Annotated in this window: 16 protein-coding genes; 13 read left to right on the top strand and 3 right to left on the bottom strand. The window is 57.8% G+C overall.

Going from position 1 to position 19811, the window contains the following annotated elements:
• Positions 1-2: 2 nt before the first annotated feature.
• A complete protein-coding gene (locus ACK6BI_RS25395) occupies positions 3-1427 on the top strand; it encodes a TolC family protein (protein ID WP_409319248.1) in 1425 nt (474 codons plus the stop codon).
• A gap of 236 nt (positions 1428-1663) precedes the next feature.
• Positions 1664-5164, top strand: coding sequence for an ATP-binding protein (locus ACK6BI_RS25390; RefSeq protein WP_409319247.1), 3501 nt, complete (start codon positions 1664-1666; stop codon positions 5162-5164).
• Between the two features lie 127 nt (positions 5165-5291).
• Here the strand turns inward: ACK6BI_RS25390 and ACK6BI_RS25385 are convergent, their stop codons facing one another.
• Positions 5292-5981 (bottom strand): response regulator, encoded by a 690-nt coding sequence (locus tag ACK6BI_RS25385; RefSeq protein ID WP_409319246.1) that lies wholly within the window; start codon positions 5979-5981, stop codon positions 5292-5294.
• 247 nt (positions 5982-6228) lie between these two features.
• Between ACK6BI_RS25385 and ACK6BI_RS25380 the strand changes: the two genes are divergently transcribed.
• The 7 genes from ACK6BI_RS25380 to lpxO all read left to right on the top strand — a co-directional run bounded on the left by ACK6BI_RS25380 (position 6229) and on the right by lpxO (position 13603).
• Positions 6229-6807 (top strand): fimbrial protein, encoded by a 579-nt coding sequence (locus ACK6BI_RS25380; protein WP_409319245.1) that lies wholly within the window; start codon positions 6229-6231, stop codon positions 6805-6807.
• An 85-nt stretch (positions 6808-6892) separates the two neighbouring features.
• Positions 6893-7660: a fimbria/pilus periplasmic chaperone gene (locus ACK6BI_RS25375; RefSeq protein ID WP_409319244.1), complete on the top strand. Its 768-nt coding sequence runs from the start codon at positions 6893-6895 to the stop codon at positions 7658-7660.
• A 22-nt stretch (positions 7661-7682) separates the two neighbouring features.
• A complete protein-coding gene (locus ACK6BI_RS25370; protein WP_409319243.1) occupies positions 7683-8477 on the top strand; it encodes a fimbria/pilus periplasmic chaperone in 795 nt (264 codons plus the stop codon).
• A gap of 127 nt (positions 8478-8604) precedes the next feature.
• The gene (locus tag ACK6BI_RS25365) at positions 8605-11163 is read left to right on the top strand and encodes a fimbria/pilus outer membrane usher protein (protein WP_409319242.1); all 2559 of its coding nucleotides are present in this window, start codon (positions 8605-8607) and stop codon (positions 11161-11163) included.
• Positions 11164-11187: 24 nt separating this feature from the next.
• Positions 11188-11760, top strand: coding sequence for a fimbrial protein (locus ACK6BI_RS25360; protein WP_409319241.1), 573 nt, complete (start codon positions 11188-11190; stop codon positions 11758-11760).
• A gap of 165 nt (positions 11761-11925) precedes the next feature.
• The gene (locus tag ACK6BI_RS25355) at positions 11926-12300 is read left to right on the top strand and encodes a type 1 fimbrial protein (RefSeq protein ID WP_409319240.1); all 375 of its coding nucleotides are present in this window, start codon (positions 11926-11928) and stop codon (positions 12298-12300) included.
• Between the two features lie 403 nt (positions 12301-12703).
• Positions 12704-13603, top strand: coding sequence for a lipid A hydroxylase LpxO (gene lpxO, locus ACK6BI_RS25350; protein WP_409319239.1), 900 nt, complete (start codon positions 12704-12706; stop codon positions 13601-13603).
• A gap of 40 nt (positions 13604-13643) precedes the next feature.
• On the opposite strand, the gene ACK6BI_RS25345 is transcribed toward lpxO, so the two are convergent.
• Positions 13644-14486, bottom strand: a complete 843-nt coding sequence (locus ACK6BI_RS25345) for a Ku protein (protein WP_409319238.1) — start codon at positions 14484-14486, stop codon at positions 13644-13646.
• A gap of 186 nt (positions 14487-14672) precedes the next feature.
• On the opposite strand from ACK6BI_RS25345, the gene ACK6BI_RS25340 reads away from it, so the two are divergent.
• Together ACK6BI_RS25340 and ACK6BI_RS25335 are read left to right on the top strand one after the other, a co-directional pair.
• Positions 14673-14996 (top strand): hypothetical protein, encoded by a 324-nt coding sequence (locus tag ACK6BI_RS25340; RefSeq protein ID WP_260523443.1) that lies wholly within the window; start codon positions 14673-14675, stop codon positions 14994-14996.
• 50 nt (positions 14997-15046) lie between these two features.
• A complete protein-coding gene (locus ACK6BI_RS25335) occupies positions 15047-16192 on the top strand; it encodes a PQQ-dependent sugar dehydrogenase (protein WP_409319237.1) in 1146 nt (381 codons plus the stop codon).
• A 5-nt stretch (positions 16193-16197) separates the two neighbouring features.
• Here ACK6BI_RS25335 and ACK6BI_RS25330 read toward each other — a convergent pair whose 3' ends face one another.
• Positions 16198-17301, bottom strand: a complete 1104-nt coding sequence (locus tag ACK6BI_RS25330) for a peptidase C39 family protein (RefSeq protein ID WP_409319236.1) — start codon at positions 17299-17301, stop codon at positions 16198-16200.
• A 188-nt stretch (positions 17302-17489) separates the two neighbouring features.
• Between ACK6BI_RS25330 and ACK6BI_RS25325 the strand changes: the two genes are divergently transcribed.
• Positions 17490-18968: a RimK family protein gene (locus ACK6BI_RS25325; protein WP_409319270.1), complete on the top strand. Its 1479-nt coding sequence runs from the start codon at positions 17490-17492 to the stop codon at positions 18966-18968.
• 7 nt (positions 18969-18975) lie between these two features.
• A partial coding sequence (locus ACK6BI_RS25320; protein ID WP_409319235.1) for a magnesium transporter CorA family protein occupies positions 18976-19811 on the top strand: 836 nt, incomplete at its 3' end.

Raw genomic sequence — 19811 nt, 5'->3', positions numbered from 1 at the left:
GCATGGTTGTTCAATCTCTTCGGTTTTCAGTGGGTTCGCTGGCGCGCTGGGTATCAGTGTGCGCGCTGGTCGGCCTGCAGATTCAAGTGTCGCACGCAGGCGAAACTGCACAAAAAGCTGATCCGCAGATCGGCAGTGTCTCAGCGCTGGCTTATGCCGGATTGCCGGATCGTCTGGCCGAGCGTGCCCGAAACGGGCACTCCGTCATCGGTCCCTCGGAGCGGGAATTGCAGGCCATTTTCCGCAAGGCGGTTGAAGTCGCGATTGCGCGCAGCCCGGCGGTCCTGCGCTCCAGGGGTGAGCAAGAGGCTGCTCGATCGGATGTCGAACAGGCCCGTGGGCAACGCTGGCCGCAAGTGGATGTGGGCACCCAGACGCGTCCCGTACAGTTCGGCAAGGGATCGGAATACGACCAGGGCTCCGGCGGGGTCAATGTAGCTGTTTCCACGATGCTGTATGACTGGGGGCGCATCGAACATACGATCGACAGTCGGCAACGGTTGGTCGAGGCTGCCGATGAAAATGTGACGGCCGAACAGGAAAACATCGGATTTGAAGTGGTGACGACGCTGGTCGAGCTGGGCAAGCAAAGAATCATCGTTGAGCTGAGCCAGGACTTCGCCAATCGTATGGAGGAGCTGGCCGACATGCTCGCGGGCATCGTCGCGGTGGACGCCGGTCGCTCCAGTGAACTGACGCAGGCGAAGGCAAAACTGTTACAGGCGCGGGCGCTGCGTGACGTGGCAAAAGCCCGGGCACAGGATGCAGAGATTACTCTTCAGAAGCTGGTCGGCTCATGGCAAGTCCCGATTCCGGACAAACGTGAATGGAATATCGCATTGACCCATCTAGACACCTTGCTGATCGCTGCAAAGAACCATCCCACGGTGCTTCAGGCCGTCGCACAGGCCGACTCGGCCGAACTGCAGGCGCAGGCGGTGCGTGCATCGGGTCTGCCGCAATTGAACTGGGTCATCAGCAAAAGCACCGCAGAAGATGAGCTGGGAATGGAGCAGCCATGGCAGACCAATCTGAGCATGACCTGGGGCGCGTTTCGAGGTGGCTCGACCCGCGCGGCAGAGCGCGCGGCACTGCAGCGCGCCGATGCCAGTCGCCAGGAAACCGCCCAGCAACGCCGTGATCTGGAGTTCAAGATTCGCGCGGCAGATAATGACGCCCGCACGCAACTGGAGCGGGCCGAGCTGTACCGCAACCTTTCGGTGGAGTCAGACCGGATTCGCGACGCGTTCTACCAACAGTGGCACCACTTGGGGAAACGTACCTTGCTTGATGTCCTGACGGCCGAAAACGACCATTACGGCAACCAGGTCAACGAAATCACCAACCGCTTCGATGGGTATCAGTCCATCCTGCGTCAATACGCCAGTGCCGGGGTGTTGTTGCAGTGGTTGCGTGGTAAAGAATAAACAAAAAGTGCTGTGTGGAGCGCGTGCATGGGAGGGGCTTTTACAGGCGCCCGATCATGCACGACACTCAACGATTATTTTCCTGCACATTCAGGATGTAGAACCCTTTGAATACCTTGTCCGCTGTTCGTAGGTGCATTTGCTTTTGCCTGTTATGCATGTTGGCAATGATCCCGTGCGCTTTTGCTATCGATGAAGCGCGGCTCACCGTTCGAACGCCGGAGCTGGCGCCATCGGTGACGTTCGATAATGCGACGCAGGCCTGGCTCAGTGATCGCAGTTCAATACGCGTCGCTTTTTGGGGGGGCGCGCATCCACCGCTCTACATGGGCTTCGAGCGCGACACCTTTGAAGGTGTTGTGGCCGATACGCTGGGATTGTTGCAGCAGATGCTCGGGTTGCCAGTGCGGATGCTGCATTACCCGACGCGCGATGATGCGTTACGGGGCATGGCCAAGGGGGAGGTGGACATGCTCGCCCTCGGCGCTGCCGATGATGAGCCGAGCCCGTTGTTCAATGGCTCCAAGCCTTACCTGCTCAACCGCAAAGTCCTTGTACGACGCATCGATCATTCCGAGAAAACCACCGATGTGCTCAGCGGGGATCGTATCGCCTATATCGCCCACACTGAGGCAATGGGCAATCGCGTGAGGGCGCAATACCCGAACAACACGTTGGTTCCCTATACCGATTATTTGAACGCCATGGCGGGGCTTGCCTACGAACAGGCCGATGTCTTGCGTATCGATGCCATAGCCGCCGAGTTTCTGATCTCGCGCTTTTATCGCAATGAGCTTTATTTCGCAGGCGACGCCAGCAGACCAGGGGCTGCGGACCTCAACTTTGCGGTCAGCGTTCGTGCTCCTCAATTGCTGGAGGCCATCAACCAGTCGCTTGCAGCGATTCCGGTTGCGAGCATGCTGCGTATCACTTCCCGTTGGGGGCTGAACAACAACTTTGTCGTGGCGCGGCCTTCACTCAACCTCAGTTCCGAGCAAGTTGAGTGGATTGCGAATCACAAGACACTCAAGGTCGGGGTGTCGAATTCCTATGCGCCCCTGACATTCTTCGATGAAACCAACCAGTTGCAGGGGCTGAGTGCCGAACTCCTGAAACGTATTGGCCAGATGACGGGACTGTCCTTTGAAATCGTGCGCACCGGCGGCGTCGACGAAATGGTTGAACAGTTACAGGACAGGAAAATCGATTTTATTGCTGCGCTGAGTGTCGGTGGAGGAATGTTTCCAGCCAGCCGCATCAGCCGCGCCTATCTAGTCAGCCCCTTCGTGGTCGTGACCCGGCACAGTGACGCGGAACGGCACAGTCTTGAGGAACTCAACGGTCTGCGCCTGGCACTGGCCTGGGGGAATCCGTTGTCGCCCTGGCTCACGAAAAACTATCCGAAAGTCGATCAGGTGATTGTGCGAAACGCCACGCAAGGCATCGAGATGCTGGCCGAGAAGGAAGTGGAGGGGGCTGTGACTCCACAAATCAGTGCCGACTATTTCATCACGCAACATTTCCGGGCCGACTTGCATATCACCTCGGTCATCGGTCCGTCACCGGCGGCAATCGCCATGGCGGTAGCGCCGGGCAACGAAACGCTCAAGGGCATTATCGATGCGGCCTTGCTGGCGATTCCGCCGGAAGAAATGAAGGACATGACCGACCGCTGGCGCAACAACGCCGCCCCCGCGGTAGCCAGCCCCTGGAACACTTACAAAGACGTAGTGGTCCAGGTGGTTGCCGGTTCTGCATTGCTGGTTTTGCTGTTCCTGGTGTGGATTCGCTACCTGCGTGTCCAGATCCGCAAACGGCAGAAGGCCGAGCGCGCTCTGCAGGATCAGCTGGAGTTCAGTCGTACGCTTATCGATGGCGCACCGGTTGCCCTTTACGTGCGCGATAGTGAAGGGCGGCTGGCTCACTGTAACCAGGCGTATCTGGATTTCTTCGAGATGTCCCGAGAAGAGTTGATCGGCAAGACGCTGGTTGAAAGCCAGGTGTTCAGCGCCGAGTTCAGCGAGCGCTATCACCACACTTATCTGGATACCCTGGAAAACGGCCAGTCGATATTCACGGACATGGATGTGGAAGTGCGTGGGCAGCAATACCGGGTCTATCACTGGATTCTGCCGTTCCTCAATTTCAATGGCCAATACATCGGCGTCATCGGTGGCTGGCTCGATATTACCGAGCGTGAACACCTGATAGAGCAATTGCGTCTGGCCAAGGAAACCGCAACCGAGGCCAACCGTTCGAAATCGGTTTTTCTGGCCAGCATGAGCCACGAAATTCGCACGCCCGTCAGTGCGCTGGTCGGCCTGATTGAATTGCTGCGTCTCAAAGGTGCCAGTGCAGCCGATATGGATGAGAACCTGCAAGTGGCCCATCAGTCGGCGCAGTCTCTGTTGTCGTTGATCGGCGACATTCTCGATCTGTCCAAGATCGAAGCGGGCGAGATGACGCTGGCACCGCGTCCGACGCATCTGGAAGATCAGGCGCAATCGATCTATCGATTGTTCGAAACCAACGCACGCAGCAAGAATCTTGAATATCGACTGGTGACCGAGGTGCATCATCCTGGCGTCATGATCGATGCGCTGATATTCAATCAGGTGGTGGCGAACCTGTTGAGTAACGCGATCAAATTCACCGATCAGGGCTCTGTACAACTGATCTTGCGTGAGCTGCCAGGTGAGTTGCCAGCCGGTCGGGCACGCTTTGCCATTCAAGTCAGCGACACCGGCAGAGGTCTGAGCGAGACCCAGCGACAGGAAATCTTCGAGCCGTTCGTTCAGGCCGATCCCCATTCGAACAGGGCCGTCGGCACCGGGTTGGGACTGAGTATCTGTGCCAGCCTTGCGAAACTGATGGGAGCGCAACTGACGGTCGACAGTCAACTGGGCCTGGGCTCACGTTTTACCTTGATTTTCGACGCGGACCTGGTCGAGGTCGAGCAAAGCAACTCGTTGCCCATCGTCGAAGCATCGTTCGGGCACAAACTGAAAATTCTGGTTGTTGAAGATCATGCGCCAAACCGGTTACTGCTATGCCGACAGTTGGAGTACCTGGGACACGAAGCCTGGCCTTGCGATGATGGTGAATCCGCTTTTGCTCAATGGAAGAGTGCGGAGCCGCCATTCGACTTGACGATCACAGACTGCAATATGCCCCGGGTGGACGGCTATCAGCTCAGTTGCCGGATGCGCGAAGAGGAGCAGCAGCAAGGCGTGCGGGCACATCCGATTTTCGGGCTGACGGCCAGCGCCCAGCCGGAAATCATCGAGCGCTGTCTGGAGGCCGGCATGACGCGTTGCCTGTTCAAGCCACTGGGGGTGGAAGCCCTGACGCTGTCACTGGCCCAAGTGCAGCAGACCAGCAAACGACGGGCGCAGGCTGCCACGAGCGGCGGCAGTGAACTCGACAAGATCAGATTGCTGAGCCCTGAGTCATTCGAGCCTCTGGTGCAGGAGATTCTGCAGACGCACCGCGATGACAGACGCTCGCTGGAGCGTCTGATGCTTGAGAATAACCACGACGCATTGGCCCATGTCGCACACAAGATCAAAGGTGGTGCTCAACTGGTCGGTGACCAGACGCTGCACGAAGCCTGTCAGCGACTTGAACAATTGGTGGTGGAAGAGGCTGAACCGGCGCAATACCGCAAGCAGGTCGAGGCGATTTTGTCTTGTCTTCTGGCACTGGAGGTGCGACTGCTGGAACAGTTGCGCGCATGACAACAGCTTGCAGCCAATACGGGCGAAGCCATGCTTGAAGTTCTTTGACGATGGTCGCAAGCCTGCCGCTTCCGTTGGCAATGCCGGTTGCCCGCAACGGGCAACCGGCATGACCGCGTTTGACGCGTCACTCGTTACGCAACAAATGATCGAGCTTGAATAGCTCGCTGTCCGTCTTGATGCCCAGCTTGCGATAGGCCGATTGTTTCTGGGTGCTGATGGTATTGGCACTGCGCGAGAATTTGACGGCGATCTCATTGACCGACATGCCATTGAGAAAACACCTGAGAACTTCTTGCTCCTTGGAGGACAAGGCTTTGTTCCTGGCCAGCGCCTGGTCGGCGCCCATCTCGTCAGTAGCGGCTGTCACGGAAGGTTTGAGTTGCGATTCGAGTTCGCTGGCCATGTTGGGGTGCAAGTAGGTTTGCCCGCACGCGACTTTGCGAATCGCAGTGGCGAGTTCTTCCAGATCCTGAACTTTTCCATAAAAGCCGTGGCAGCCGTTCTGCATGGCCAGCGTGACCGTTGCCGTTGAGTAATGCGACGACAGAACCAGGATTTTGCATCTGGGATGACGCAACCGTAGCGTGCGGATCAGGTGGATGCCGTCGATCTCGGTCTCGCCAAGCATGAAATCGATGATGACCACATCGACTTCCTGTCGCGCCAGCGCTGCCAGCAGTTCACGGCTGGTGGCGTAGGAGCCGACCACCTTTATATCGAGTTCAGTCGACAGCCAGGCGGTGATGCCGAAGCGGATGATCTTGTGATCATCCACCAGCATGACGGTATAGGGACTGAGTCGAGGGCGAATCATCAACAATCTCCATGTCGCGTTGAGTCATTGGGGCAATGCGATTTTGACAGGCAGTCGAAAAGGCCAGTCACTCGTACTTCACGCTTGCTCAGTCGAAGACTGTCGAATTTGCGCAGATTCGAGATTTCTCGATGTTGGTCATCCTTGGAGTCCTCCAGAATTCAGGGCGCGGGCTGCTTGGAAAACATCGGCCCCGAATCCTGATCCGCTGTAACAGGCGGGAAAAACTAGAAGATCAAGGTGCCCCATGCAAAAAAGTATCCTGTCCGCCGCCGTTGCGTTGGCGTTCTCCAGCATTGTCGCTCTGCCAGCATTCGCTGCCAATGACGGCGTCATCAATTTTAGCGGTCTTGTGACCGATGTGACCTGCACTGTTGAAGGGACCACTCCAGGCACCGGCGCTGTTTCCAAAGATGTAGAGCTGGACGGTGTTTCGGCAGCCCGTCTGGCCACTGCTGGCAGCCGCGCCAACCTGACCGGCTTCGTCATCCGTGTCGGTGCGCCAGGTGAAACCGCCTGCACCAACGGCCGTACTGCCCTGGTTGCATTCGATCCGTCGAGCCCGGCAATTGACGTGGCTACCGGCCGCCTGAACATCGACGGCTGGAATGATCCGACGAACACCACCGACGCCAAGAACGTACAGATCGAAGTGACCAAGCAAGACGGTACCCCGATCAACGTTTACACCCAGAAATCCGACGGCGTCGTGATTGCCGACAACCAGGCCGCGATCCCGCTGGCTGCCCAATACTACGCAACCGGTGCTGCCAGTGAAGGTACTGTCGCCACCCGCGTTGGTTTCATGGTCGAGTACGCCGACTGAAGCAGAAGCGGGCGCCTGCGTGCTCCCGCTTTGCCGGCTCCACGCCCAGGTCGTGGAGCCGCCATTTTTCTAGAGACTTTCACTGATGAACAACAAGGTTCGTTGGGTTTTCGCCGTTTGCGCGTGGACCATGGCGTCGCTGTGCGCGACTGCGTCCCACGCTTCGGTGATTATCCATGGCACGCGCGTGATCTATAAGGCCGAGGAGCAGGAAGTCGTTGTCAGGATGGAGAACAAGGGGACCCGACCGGTACTGGTTCAGACCTGGCTGGACGATGGTGACAAGCGTTCGACCCCGGCGACAGCCAAGGTGCCGTTCTCCGCAACGCCGCCCGTGTTCCGCCTCGATCCACAAAAGCAGCAGGCGCTACGGATGCGTTATACCGGTGAGTCGCTGCCCAAAGACCGCGAAAGTCTGTTCTGGCTGAATGTCATGGAAATTCAGCCGAAGGCCGTGAATGCCGATAGCAGAAACCTGATCGAGCTGGCGTTTCGCTCACGCATCCGGGTGTTTTTCAGGCCGGACAAGCTTTCTTCCGAGCGCTCCGACGCTGCCTCGAAACTGACCTGGAAGTTGATCGATTATCGCGGCGGATACGCTCTGGAAGTGACCAATCCAACGCCTTATCACATTTCCGTGGCCAAGGCGGAACTGGTTGGCAAGGGAGGCCAGCGATACGCCAAGGCGCCCAACGCCGAAGCCAACGACAGCCTGTTGCTGCCTTCTGGTGATGTGAAGCGCTTCGTGTTGCCGGGTCTGCACACCAGGCTTGCAGGCGCAAAGGAAGTCGAATTCACCGAGGTGAACGACTTTGGCGCGCGTATCAAGCACTCAGTCGATCTGCCACTCTGATTTGGATTAGCGACCAAGCGCCATGAATATTTGTGCATTACTCCGTATGGGTGTGGCTTCACGGACGAGATCGATTGCAGGGATTCTCAAGGCCGCAGTTCTGATGCTGGCATTCATTAATGTTGCGCATGCCGGCGTAGTGATCAGCGGCACGCGCGTGATTTACCCCGCGAATCAGAAGGATGTATCGATCTGGTTCCAGAGCAAGAACAAAAGTCCCGCGCTGGTACAGGTCTGGCTGGACGATGGTGACGAGAACGTCACTCCGGAGAACGCCAGGGTGCCGTTCGTTGCGACACCGCCGATTTTTCGTCTTGAGCCGGAAAAGCAGCAGGTCGTGCGCCTGGTCTACACCGGAGAGCCATTGCCTGGCGACAAGGAAAGCCTGTTCTGGTTGAACATGCTGGAAGTCCCGCCGAAGGTTCGGGAAGCCGAAGCGGCCAATCAGTTGCAACTGGCGTTTCGTTCTCGCCTGAAAGTGTTCTTCCGGCCAGATAACTTGCCTTATACGGCAAACCAGGCGCCGGAGAAGCTGCGATGGGAGTTGGTGCACACAAAGCAAGGCGTGAGCCTGAAAGTGCATAACCCGACGCCTTATTACATGAGTTTCGACTCGGTGAGTCTGGTGGCAGGCGTCAAACGCTATGAACGAAGTGTCGCTCAGACCAGCTCAGACAACATGGTCAGTCCGCAGGCCAGCACCGTGATTCCGTTACAGGGGCTGACAGCCATGCCCGAGACGCGGGCGCATATCGAGTTTGAAACGATTGACGACATTGGTGTGAAGGTTTCTCACGTCGGCAAGGTCGCCCCGTGAGGCGTTGACCCTTCCCGGGAAAGCCCGGACTCAGCCAACCACCCACGCATTTATGGATGTGCCTCAAAGGGCTGCATTGAGCCCGCTTTGCCCGCGTTTTGGCGGGGAGCTGTGCTGGAGCGCAAGTATGAGATGGACCGTGCCGTACCGAAGCAGTTCTATACAACGTCGTCTGGCCAAGGTGATTCATGGCCTTCTGTTATTGGCCAACGGCAGCGCAATGGCGGCTTCCAAGACCGAGCAGGTCGAATTCAACCCGGCTTTTTTCCCCGGCGGCGCCGGTGCAGGGCAGTTCGATATCACGCGCTTCAACGCTGGCAACGTGGTGTTGCCGGGTACTTACCGCTCAGACATCTATGTCAACGGAACCTGGATCGGTCGTGAAGAACTTCAGTTCGTTTCGGTCGAGGGACAATCCAGCGCCCAGTTATGCATTGATCGCGCCATGCTGATCAGGCTCGGTATCGATATCGATGGCGTGCCGCAGAAGGCTGCTCAGGCCGACACGGCTGCACCGACGCCTTTTCCGGCGAAACCGGTCTGTGGAGATGTCAGTGCCTATATACCGGGGGCGACCGTGACCTTCGACTCCGGCGAAAGCAAGCTGGAGGTTCAGGTGCCACAACTCTACATGGCGCGTACGGCGCGTGGTTATGTCAGTCCTGAACATTGGGATAGTGGGGTCAGTGCCGGCTTCGTGCGCTATAACGCCAATGTCTACAACGCGAATAATTACGGGCAATCATCGAATTCGGCTTATATAGGCCTCAACACCGGTCTGAACCTGGGCGACTGGAACTTTCGCCACAACGGCTCTTATAGCCGTAACACCACAGGCTCCGGCTATCAGCGAAATGCCACCTTCGTGCAGCGAGGCCTGGCGCCCCTGCAATCCCAACTCATGATGGGTGAGATCTACACCAGCGGCGAAATGTTCGACAGTGTGCGCCTGCGAGGCGTGACCCTGGCGACCGATGACCGGATGATGCCTGACTCGCTGACCGGCTATGCGCCGATCGTGCGCGGTGTTGCAGAAACCAACGCGCGGGTGTCCGTGCGTCAGCGTGGTGTTCTGCTGGACGAGGTCAGTGTGCCTCCGGGCCCGTTCGTCATCGAGGATCTGTTCCCCACAGGTTATGGCGGTGATCTGGACGTCACTGTCACCGAGGCCGATGGCCGTAAACGACGTTTCGTGGTTCCGTTCGCCTCCAACGCCAATCTATTGCGTCCAGGCTACCAGCGTTATGCAGTGAGCGCCGGTGTCATTGACGAATTGAGCCTGACCGAAAGACCCTGGCTGATGCAGGGCACCTATCAGCGTGGCCTTAACGATATTGTCACCGCATACACCGGTGCCAACTTCTCAGAAGGTTATTACTCGCCGCTGATCGGTGCCGCCTTCAACACACCGATTGGTGCGGTGTCCTTCGACCTCACGGCTTCGCAGACTGAAATCCCCGGCGCGGACTCGATGCAGGGGCAGAGTGTGCAGTTTCGATATAACAAGAACTTCGCTGAAACCGGGACCAATTTTGCATTGGGTGCATTTCGCTACTCCACCGATGGATTTCTTGGGGTACGCGATGCCGCGCAATTTCGCGAGACGGCCAGCCACGGTGGTGATACGAGCGAGATCGGCCGTGTGCGTGAACGTCTGGATCTCAGTCTCAGCCAGAACATGAGCCAGGGATCGGTCTATATGACCGGCTCCTCGCAGCAATACTGGAGTCGTAAAGAAAAGACGTTGGACTTCAGCATCGGCTACAGCAACTCCTGGCGTCAGGTGAGTTATACCGTCAGTGCCCAACGCAGCCGGGATCTCGCCACCAACCGCAGCAATGATCAGATTGACGTGACCTTCAGCATCCCTCTGGGCAGCGCTCCGCGGTCACCGATGCTGTCGACATCGCTCAGCCATAGCGATCAGCAGGACGCCATACGATCCGGTGTGAGCGGCACCCTGGGGGAGCGAAATCAGTTCAGTTACGGTGCGTCTGCCAGTCGCACCCAGGGCAGCCAGACGAACACCAACAGCACGGATGTCGATTTGACCTATCGGGGGCAGTACGCCGAAACCTCGGCAGGCTTTAGTCAGGGCTCGGGTTACCGATCAAATTCGTTTGGTGTGTCCGGTGGCGTGGTTGCTCACCCCGGCGGTGTGACACTGACTCCGGAGCTGGGTGACACTTTCGGGATTGTCCATGCTCCTGGCGCTGAGGGGGCGGCTGTGGGCAGTGGCGGCAATACGCAAATCGGTGGAAACGGATATGCGGTCGTTCCCTACCTGGTGCCTTACCGCAGTAACTCGGTCGAACTGGACCCCAAAGGTATGTCTCATGACGTTGAGCTCAAGAACGCTTCGCAAAACGTAGCACCCAAAGCCGGATCGGTGGTGATGATGGCGTTCGAAACCAGCACCGGCAGGGCTGTATTGATCAACGCAACGCAGGTCGATGGCAGTCCGATTCCTTACGGTGCTGATGTATTCGACGAACATGGCGCCAATGTGGGGGTTGTCGGTCAGGCGGGGAAAATGTTTGTACGGGTGGCGCAAGACCGGGGCGAGTTGACGGTTCGTTGGGGGGAGGCGGGTGCAGATGCGTGCCGGGTACCTTTTGATCTTGGGAGCGTCAAGCAGGCCGGCCAGCTGAATTTCCCGCAGTTGCAAGGCGTCTGCAAGTCGTGAGTTTGGGTGGCGTCAGGAGATACGATGAACATGACTTCAATCAATGAAGAGGCAAAGATGAACGGAAATATCGCAACGACCTTCGTACGCAAGGGAATACGGCCTCTCTTTGCTCTGGCAGTACTGGCGAGCTTGACGATATTCAGCGTTCACGCCGCGACCACCGGGACGTTGAAATTCGAAGGGGTGATCATGCCGGGAACCTGCAACCTGGACCCGGGTGATATCAGTCGCACGATTACGCTGGATCCGGTGTCCATCGCGGTTTTTGTCGACCAGGTTTCTGTGGGCACAAAGGAGTTCCAGTTGACCGCCCGCTGTGATCTCGGGGTGGGCAACGTTACCTTTGCATTCTCGGGCACACCGGACACAACCGATAAATGGCGATTCCAGAATACCGGCACGGCCGGGGGCATCGCACTTAATCTGAGTTCGAACGGGACTACGATTCGTGCCGATGGGACTGACAGCGCGCGTACCGTAACGACTTCAAACGGCGTGGCTTCGCTGCCGCTGGAGGCCTCGTACTGGAAGGCCGGTGCAGTCAAATCCGGAACGTTGGTCAGCCAGGTAACGGTCAACATAACCTACCAGTAGCTTGTGTTGAACGCCGGTTCTTCCTGCCGTTCACCCATACGGAAAGACAGCCGGCTGGTGTACTGAAGAGGCCTTGATTTGTAACAACGCCAGTTGCAACACCGAAACGTCTAAACTATCCGACTGAAGTGACGATGTATTCCTTATCAACACAGGAGCATCATCATGAAAGTCAAGCTGCTATCTACGGCATTATTGGTTGCGATGGTCACTACCTCCTACCTTTCAACGGCCTCGGCTCAAGGCGTCATCAATTTCAAAGGCCGAGTGTTCGGTGCCGGTTGCCAGGCGTCCAGCGCGCCGGGTGCAACCATGGCGCTCAGCGGTTGCCCATCCTCCAGCCGCAACAACATCATTTCTGCGCAAAACGTAGTGCCTGCGTTGAGTGCGAAGGCTCCGGATGGCTCCTCGGCCAACGTTAAACTTGTCCACGACACCGGGCGCGATGGTGCTTACTTCGATCAGCAATACATTCTGGTGGACAAGGCGGGGCAGTCGATCAGATCCGGTTCATTTCTGATTACGATGGTCGTTCCGTAGCTCGCGTCAGGCGTTTTGCCTGTTGCTGATGGAAGACTCGGCAGCGGCTTGCGCCAGGAAAAACGATGAGACACGGCATCAGTGGTCAGGAAAAACAGGCGGATCAAGGTGTTTGAGGTGTCCTGAAGCGTCAGGGCACCGGCTTCGTCTGTCCGAAGAATGACGGGGCGGTCAAACTGTGGGTGCCCTTTGGCGCAATCGCGGGACAGTTTTTCACAGATGAGGTTCACCATTGGTTACAAAGTATGGCTAAAATGCCATCCGATCACCCAATAGCCGCTGACGGCGAGCGCTCAGGGAAGTGCCCTCGGGACCGTATTTTGTATTCATGCCACTGCATCATGTCCTGAGCCCCTGGCCGGCAGGCGCGCAGTTTGTTCACTTTTGACGTGTGACGATTTCCGTGAAACTCATCATTGCCGCTATTTATGTCATTTCCATTGCATACGTTCACCTGCGTGGTCGTGTGCGCCACAAGCTGGGCCGCCAGTTGAGTGACCATTCGACGTTTCTGGCGCCGATCAACTGCTTCCTTTATCTGTTTTCGAAGAAACCGAACAAACCCTACCTCGATCCGAAGGACTTTCCCGATCTGAGCCCGTTGCAGGCCCATTGGGAAGAGATCCGCGAGGAAGGTCAGAATCTTCTGCGTGCCGGTGCGATCAAGCGTTCCAACCAGTACGACGACGTCGGTTTCAACTCGTTCTTCAAGACAGGCTGGAAGCGTTTCTACCTGAAATGGTACGGCGACAGCCATCCGTCCGCCTTGCAAATGTGCCCTCGCACCACCGAGCTGGTGCAAAGCATCGGTTCGATCAAGGCTGCGATGTTCGCCGAATTGCCACCGGGCTCGAAACTGGTGCGTCACCGCGACCCGTATGCCGGTTCCTACCGTTATCACTTGGGCCTGGAAACGCCGAACGACGCCGGTTGCTACATCAACGTCGATGGCGAGAGCTATCACTGGCGTGACGGTGAGGCGGTGATGTTCGACGAGACTTACATTCACTACGCGGAAAACACCACCGACCAGAACCGCATCATTCTGTTCTGCGATGTCGAACGCCCAATGAAGTATCGCTGGGCGGCTGCGTTCAACCGCTGGTTCAGCCGCACTGTGATGTCGGCGGCGGGGGCTCCGAACGATGCGGGCGACCGTACGGGCGGCATCAATCGCTTTTTCACAAAAATCTACAAGATCCGCCTGCGCGGCAAAGAACTGAAAAAACGCAATCGCACGCGCTACTACCTGGAAAAGTGGGCGATCTTCGGCGGCCTGCTGGCCATTTTCATTCTGATCTGATAACTCGGGCGACTGTTGCAAGACAGTCGCCCGATTCATTTCACGAGGCCTTTTTGGTTTTTCTGGCCGTTTTCTTGACCGGTTTGGCAGCGGTTTTTCCTCCGAGGCTGCGTTTGAGCAGTTCCGTCAGGTCGATAACATCAGCAGATTTGCGTTCTTCTTCGCCGTCTGCGGTCTCAACGTCTTCGATCTTGCCTTCATGGGCCTTCTTGTCCACCAGGGCCATGATCTTGTCTTCGAATTCGTCGTGGTAATCGTCGGGATTCCAGTCTGCGCTCATGTCTTCAACGAGCCGTTTGGCCATGTCCAGCTCGGCCTTGGCCAGTTGCGGTTTGGTCACGTCGCTGCCCAGTGCCAGTTCATCGAGGCTGCGCACTTCCTGCGGCCAGCGCAGTTTCACCAGCACCAACGCTGACTCCAGCGGCATCAACGCCGCCAGGTATTGGCGCGTGTATAAAACCACACGGGCCAGCGCGACCTTGTCGGTCTTGCTCAGGGTTTCACGCAGCAAGGCGTATACCTTGCCGCCGCGCTTGTCAGGCGCGAGGTAGTAGGGCGTATCGATGTTCTGCAACGGGATCTGCGCGCTGTCGACGAAGGAAAAAATATCGATGGTCTGGGTCGAAACCGGGTGCGCCGAACGGATCTCTTCCTCGCTGAGCACCACATATCGGCCTTTCTCGAACTGCACACCTTTGACGATGTGCTCCCTGGTGACTTCCTTGCCGGTGACCTTGTTGACCCGTTTATAGCCCACCGGATCCATGCTGCGGCTGTCCAGCCAGTCGAAGTCCACGCCCTGTGACGAGGTGGCCGAGACCAGTGCCACAGGGATATGCACGAGTCCGAAACTGATTGCGCCTTTCCAGATTGCCCGAGCCATGGTGCCGTTCTCCGCGTGATGTTCGGCTGACCTGTCCGGCTGCGCAAAAGTTTCTGCGGGTTGCCGGCGAGCTGCAGGTCAAATCGTGTTACACCTTGTTTAGCGAGGACGGGGTTAACAAATCCGAACCCTCGGCGTAGCGTGGACTCGAAGGCTCTGAATCCAGCGCATCGAGAGAGGCCGTCCATGAACCGTTTTCTGTCAGGCATCGCATTGCTCGCCCTCAGTGGCGGGCTGGTTCACGCTGATGCCTTGCTGCTGGCACAAAGTCCGACCGGCAACAGCAGCAATCCCTACAACAGCCCGATCCACCGGGCCAATCCCAACAGCATGCAGGGCACGCAGCCCGCCAATCCAGTGATTCGCGGGCCGAACACCGTGCCCGTACCTCGACAGCCCACCCTAGAAAACGGCGGCATCGGCAATGGTCAGCCGGCGCGTTCGGTGCCGGGCACACCGCCGAAATTCATTCCCAATCCACCCGCCCGTGACGGCGACAGCAACCGTTGAATGGCAGAACCGCTTCTGTCAGCCCTTCAATCGAACAAAAGGAATCGTGCATGTTGCGTAAAACCCTATTGGCCGGTCTGTGTGCCGGCGCAGTCCTCTGCAGTCCGGCGTTTGCCGTCGCCTCCAAAGAGCTGCAAAGCGAGCAGGGCACCCTTGAAGTCACCACCATCGCCCAGGGCCTGGCGCACCCTTGGGCGCTGGCGTTTTTGCCGGATCGACAGGGCATGCTGGTGACCGAACGTCCGGGCAACCTGCGGGTGGTGGGAGCTGACGGCCAGTTGTCGGCACCGATCGATGGCGTTCCCAAGGTCTGGGCCAAGGGGCAGGGCGGCTTGCTTGATGTGGTGCTGTCGCCGGACTTCAAACAGGACCGGCTGGTGTATATGTCATACGCCGAAGGCGGTGGTGCCAGTGACAAGGCTGGCACGGCGGTAGGGCGCGGTCGACTGTCGGACGACCTGAAAACCCTCAAGGACTTCAACGTGATCTTTCGTCAGGAGCCGAAGCTGTCGGTCGGCAATCACTTCGGCTCGCGATTGGTGTTCGACCGTGACGGTTATCTGTTCATCACCCTCGGCGAGAACAACGATCGCCCCACCGCACAGGATCTGGACAAGCTGCAAGGCAAGGTCGTGCGCATCTACCCGGACGGCAAGGTTCCCGACGACAACCCGTTTGTCGGCCAATCCGGTGTCCGTCCGGAAATCTGGTCCTATGGCCATCGCAACCCGCAGGGCGCAGCTCTCAACCCGTGGAACGGCACGCTTTGGGAGAACGAACACGGCCCCCGTGGCGGCGACGAGGTGAACATCATCGAGCGCGGCAAGAACTACGGCTGGCCGCTGGCAACCCACGGCATCAACTACTCGATGCAGCCGATACCGGAAGCCCGGGGCAAAACCGTCGAAGGCACGGTGGCACCGCACCATGTCTGGGAAAAATCACCGGGCGTCACCGGCATGGCGTTCTATGATGCCGATCGCTTCAAAGCCTGGCAGCACAATGCGTTCATCGGAGCACTGGCCACTCAGGAACTGATTCGCCTGCAGTTCGACGGCGACAAGGTGGTGCACGAAGAGCGCTTGCTGGGCGATTTGAAGCAACGGATACGCGACGTTCGACAGGGCCCGGACGGTTATCTGTATGTGCTGACAGATGAGTCCGACGGTGCGCTGTACAAGGTCGGACTCAAATGAACGCTTCATGAGGCTGAGCGGGTGTAGAGGATCACCGCCGCCCGCAGCTTGCCTCGGCCGAACCGGCACATTTTTTCGAACTCCCCATGGCTGACCGGCACATGCTGGCAGTCCATGGGCTGACGATGCTGGCTGTGGTCGACATCCGGGTCATGCAGGTAGACGAAGTCTTCGTCGCAATCGGTGACGATCACCCAGTGCGGCGATTTGGAGCGGGTCAGGCGATAGCTGCTGATCAGCACCAACGGTTGTCCGCCGGCACCGAGCAGTCGGGGCAAATCCAGTGACGTGCCGATGATCTGTTCCACATCGGTGTCCTTCAGTTGTGCCATGAATTCCTCATGCACCAGGCGCATGACGTCCTTTTTATGCGCGTCGCGCACTCCGTCGAGAAACAACGGCCCCGCCATACTCAGTTGCAAGCGAACGCGAAACCCACGGCGCCAGGCCGCCAGCGCCAGGCCTTGAGGGCTGCAACCGCCATGGCCGGCGGTCATGAACACCGTGGTCGCTTCACGCCAGAGTTGCAATTCTTCGCGTCGCTCCAGCAAACGATCAGTCTTCAAGGCGCCCATGGCCATCAGCAGACAGGCCGGCCCGCAGGTGAAATCGGTGGTTTGCCGGTAATAGGGCACCTGGATGCTGCGCGAATCGCGGTGTTGCAGAATGCGTTTCTCCAGGCGCAAGGCGTCCGCATGGTCTTCGTAATAATCGTGAATCCGTGCAAAACGCCGGTAGCCGCTGCGTTCGTACAACGCGATGGCGGCGGGATTGTCGGTGCGTACTTCAAGCCGCAGATAAGCGCAGTCATGCTCAAGGGCGCAGGCTTCGATGCGTTGCAGCAGCTGCTTGCCCATCCCGGCACCCCGGGCCTCGGGAGAAATGGCGATGGAATACAGCCGTGCAAGCGAAGTCCCGCGATGGAACAGTACCAGCGCATAACCTGAAAGCTGACCCTCGCGTTCGGCCACCAGTAACCGGCCGTGGGCGCGGGTGATCATCCACTGAAAGCTGCGGCGGGTGAGCCGGTCCGAGGTGAAACAATGCATTTCCAGCGCCAGCAGCGCGGACAAATCATCAACCGTCGCCCAACGAAAAACAGTGTTCATATGACCGCCGTAAAAGTTGCGTAACGAAACGAGACTTTCGAAAAAGTTCGTGCTTAATAGAAATGGTCTTGTTCTCCAACGGATCAATTTCTATGTCAGCGGTACAGGGTCATTGGCGCGAAGTATCTCTTCAAAGTTTGTCAGCGGCAACTTGTTTAAAGCCGAAAGTCAGAACTTCCAGCCAGGTGATGATCATCGTCGAGCGCAAGGAAGACTGGGCATCCTATTTCCCCAGTGAAGGTATCCTGACGGCCCAGGAATACCTCGAACAACCCCCCGATAACGAGCCGGGCAAACGCGTTCAGGTCATCAATCTGTGCCGCAGCTACAAGTACCTGGGCCACGGCTACTACTGCTCCTTGCTGGCCGAGGCCCGGGGTCACAAGGTGATTCCGTCGGTGCGGACCATCAGCGAACTGGCTCGTAAATCGCTTTACGGACTTGCACTGGATGATCTGGATAAAACTCTGGAAAAGGCTCTCAGTCATCACCTTTACAACGACACTGAAGGTTTCACGTTGACGCTTTATTTCGGCAGAACCCATATCGAGGCGTTGCAGGATCTGGCCCGGCAATTGTTTGAAGTATTTCCGTGTCCGGTTCTGTTAGTTGAGTTTCGTCGAACCAACGGCTGGCACATCGAAGGTATAAAGTCCGGTGCCCTGCACAAGTTGCGCGACGACCAGGAAGACCAGTTTGCCAATGCGCTGGATGGCTTCAGCCGCAAGATCTGGCGTGTTCCGCGTTCACCGCAAGTGGCGCGTTATGACCTGGCGATCCTGCACGATCCTCAGGAAGCCTTGCCGCCTTCCAACACGCGGGCACTGGAAAATTTCGTCAGGGTCGGCAAGGGCATGGGCATCGATGTCGAGCTGATCGAGCGCAAGGACTACGCAAGGTTGGCCGAGTACGACGGCTTGCTGATCCGCGAGGCCACCAGCGTCGACAACCACACCTATCGCTTCGCCAAGAAGGCCGAAAGTGAAGGGCTGGTGGTGATGGATGATCCGACGTCGATTCTGCGCTGCACCAACAAGGTTTATCTCACCGATCTGCTCAACAGCCATCAACTGGGGATGCCCGCCACGGAAATTCTCTACAAGGAACGACCGGAAGACTTCGAGCGGGTCGGCGAACGCCTTGGCTTCCCGTTGGTACTGAAAATCCCGGACGGGTGCTTTTCTCGGGGCGTGATCAAGGTTGAAAGTCAACAAGCCTTGCTCGAAGCCACTGCCGAATTGTTCGAGCACTCAGTGCTGTTGCTGGCCCAGGAATTTTTCTATACCGAGTACGACTGGCGCATCGGCGTGCTGAACCGCAAACCGATCTTCGCCTGCCAGTACTTCATGTCCAAGGGGCATTGGCAGATCTACAACCACAAGGCCAATGGCCAGGACATCAATGGCGAGTGCCGCACACTGGCCGTCCACGAGGCACCGCGTGCCGTGGTGGAACTGGCGGTGAAGACCGCGAACCTGATCGGCGACGGCTTGTACGGCGTCGACCTCAAGCAGGCCGGCGACAAGGTGGTGGTGATCGAGGTCAACGACAACCCGAACCTCGACGCCGGCATTGAGGACGCCTACCTGCAAGACGATCTGTATTCACTGGTGCTGGAAGAGTTCGTCAGGCGCCTGGAGCTCAAACGTCGCGGCCAGGCCTGGTGACCGGCCGATGATCAACAGCTTTGCACTGAGCCATGGCGCGTTGCAGCGGGTGGAGCGGCTGGACGCCGAGGTGATGCTGTTCAGCGACCCCGACGCCGCCGAGCGGGACTTGCTGCACAGCCACTTCAAACTCGATGAGCATGCTCTGGCCTCCGCGCTGGACCCGGACGAGGTGTCGCGGATCGAGTTTCATCCCGATCATCTGTTTCTGATCTGGAAGCGGCCCGAGAACTATTCCGGCGGCGGCAGCCTGGCGTTCGAGGTGTCGTCCTGCGGTTTGCTGTTTTCGCCGGGCCAGTTGCTGGTGATCGCCACCGACGACACGCCGCTGCACGGTCTCGGCACGGGTCGGCCACTCAATACGCCGCTGGACGTGTTGCTGGACCTGCTGTTCAACAACATCCATCACTACCTCGGGCATCTGAAGGTGATCAAACTGGTCGCCCGGGAGTTGCAGCAGAAATTCAACGCCTCGATGCAAAATCAGCATCTGGTGCAGATGTTCAACCTCAGCGAAAGCCTGATCTATTACATCAACGCCCTGCACAGCAACGGCGCCGTGCTTACGCGGCTGCGCAATCACGCGGAAAAACAGCATTTCGGCAGCGAAGCCATTGGCCTGATCGACGACCTCATCATCGAAAACAACCAGTGCTACAAGCAGGCGGAAATCTACTCGACGGTGTTCTCGGGACTGATCGACGCTCGGGGCAACCTGATGAACAACAGCATGAACAACCTGCTGCGCAAACTGACATTGATCAACGTAGTGTTCCTGCCGCTCAACCTGATTGCGAGCATTGGCGGCATGTCGGAATTCAGCATGATGACCGCTGGAACGCC

Source organism: Pseudomonas sp. KCJK9016, assembly GCF_046231795.1.
GTDB classification, from domain to species: Bacteria; Pseudomonadota; Gammaproteobacteria; order Pseudomonadales; family Pseudomonadaceae; genus Aquipseudomonas; species Aquipseudomonas bananamidigenes.
This window is presented reverse-complemented; position numbering and strand designations above follow the sequence as displayed.

Coding starts and splice junctions, on each gene's coding strand:
- ACK6BI_RS25395 (WP_409319248.1), top strand. CDS start 3: ATGGTTGTTCAATCTCTTCGGTTTTCAGTGGGTTCGCTGGCGCGCTGG.
- ACK6BI_RS25385 (WP_409319246.1), bottom strand. CDS start 5,981: ATGATTCGCCCTCGACTCAGTCCCTATACCGTCATGCTGGTGGATGAT.
- ACK6BI_RS25380 (WP_409319245.1), top strand. CDS start 6,229: ATGCAAAAAAGTATCCTGTCCGCCGCCGTTGCGTTGGCGTTCTCCAGC.
- ACK6BI_RS25375 (WP_409319244.1), top strand. CDS start 6,893: ATGAACAACAAGGTTCGTTGGGTTTTCGCCGTTTGCGCGTGGACCATG.
- ACK6BI_RS25370 (WP_409319243.1), top strand. CDS start 7,683: ATGAATATTTGTGCATTACTCCGTATGGGTGTGGCTTCACGGACGAGA.
- ACK6BI_RS25365 (WP_409319242.1), top strand. CDS start 8,605: ATGAGATGGACCGTGCCGTACCGAAGCAGTTCTATACAACGTCGTCTG.
- ACK6BI_RS25360 (WP_409319241.1), top strand. CDS start 11,188: ATGAACATGACTTCAATCAATGAAGAGGCAAAGATGAACGGAAATATC.
- ACK6BI_RS25355 (WP_409319240.1), top strand. CDS start 11,926: ATGAAAGTCAAGCTGCTATCTACGGCATTATTGGTTGCGATGGTCACT.
- ACK6BI_RS25345 (WP_409319238.1), bottom strand. CDS start 14,486: ATGGCTCGGGCAATCTGGAAAGGCGCAATCAGTTTCGGACTCGTGCAT.
- ACK6BI_RS25340 (WP_260523443.1), top strand. CDS start 14,673: ATGAACCGTTTTCTGTCAGGCATCGCATTGCTCGCCCTCAGTGGCGGG.
- ACK6BI_RS25335 (WP_409319237.1), top strand. CDS start 15,047: ATGTTGCGTAAAACCCTATTGGCCGGTCTGTGTGCCGGCGCAGTCCTC.
- ACK6BI_RS25330 (WP_409319236.1), bottom strand. CDS start 17,301: ATGAACACTGTTTTTCGTTGGGCGACGGTTGATGATTTGTCCGCGCTG.
- ACK6BI_RS25325 (WP_409319270.1), top strand. CDS start 17,490: ATGATCATCGTCGAGCGCAAGGAAGACTGGGCATCCTATTTCCCCAGT.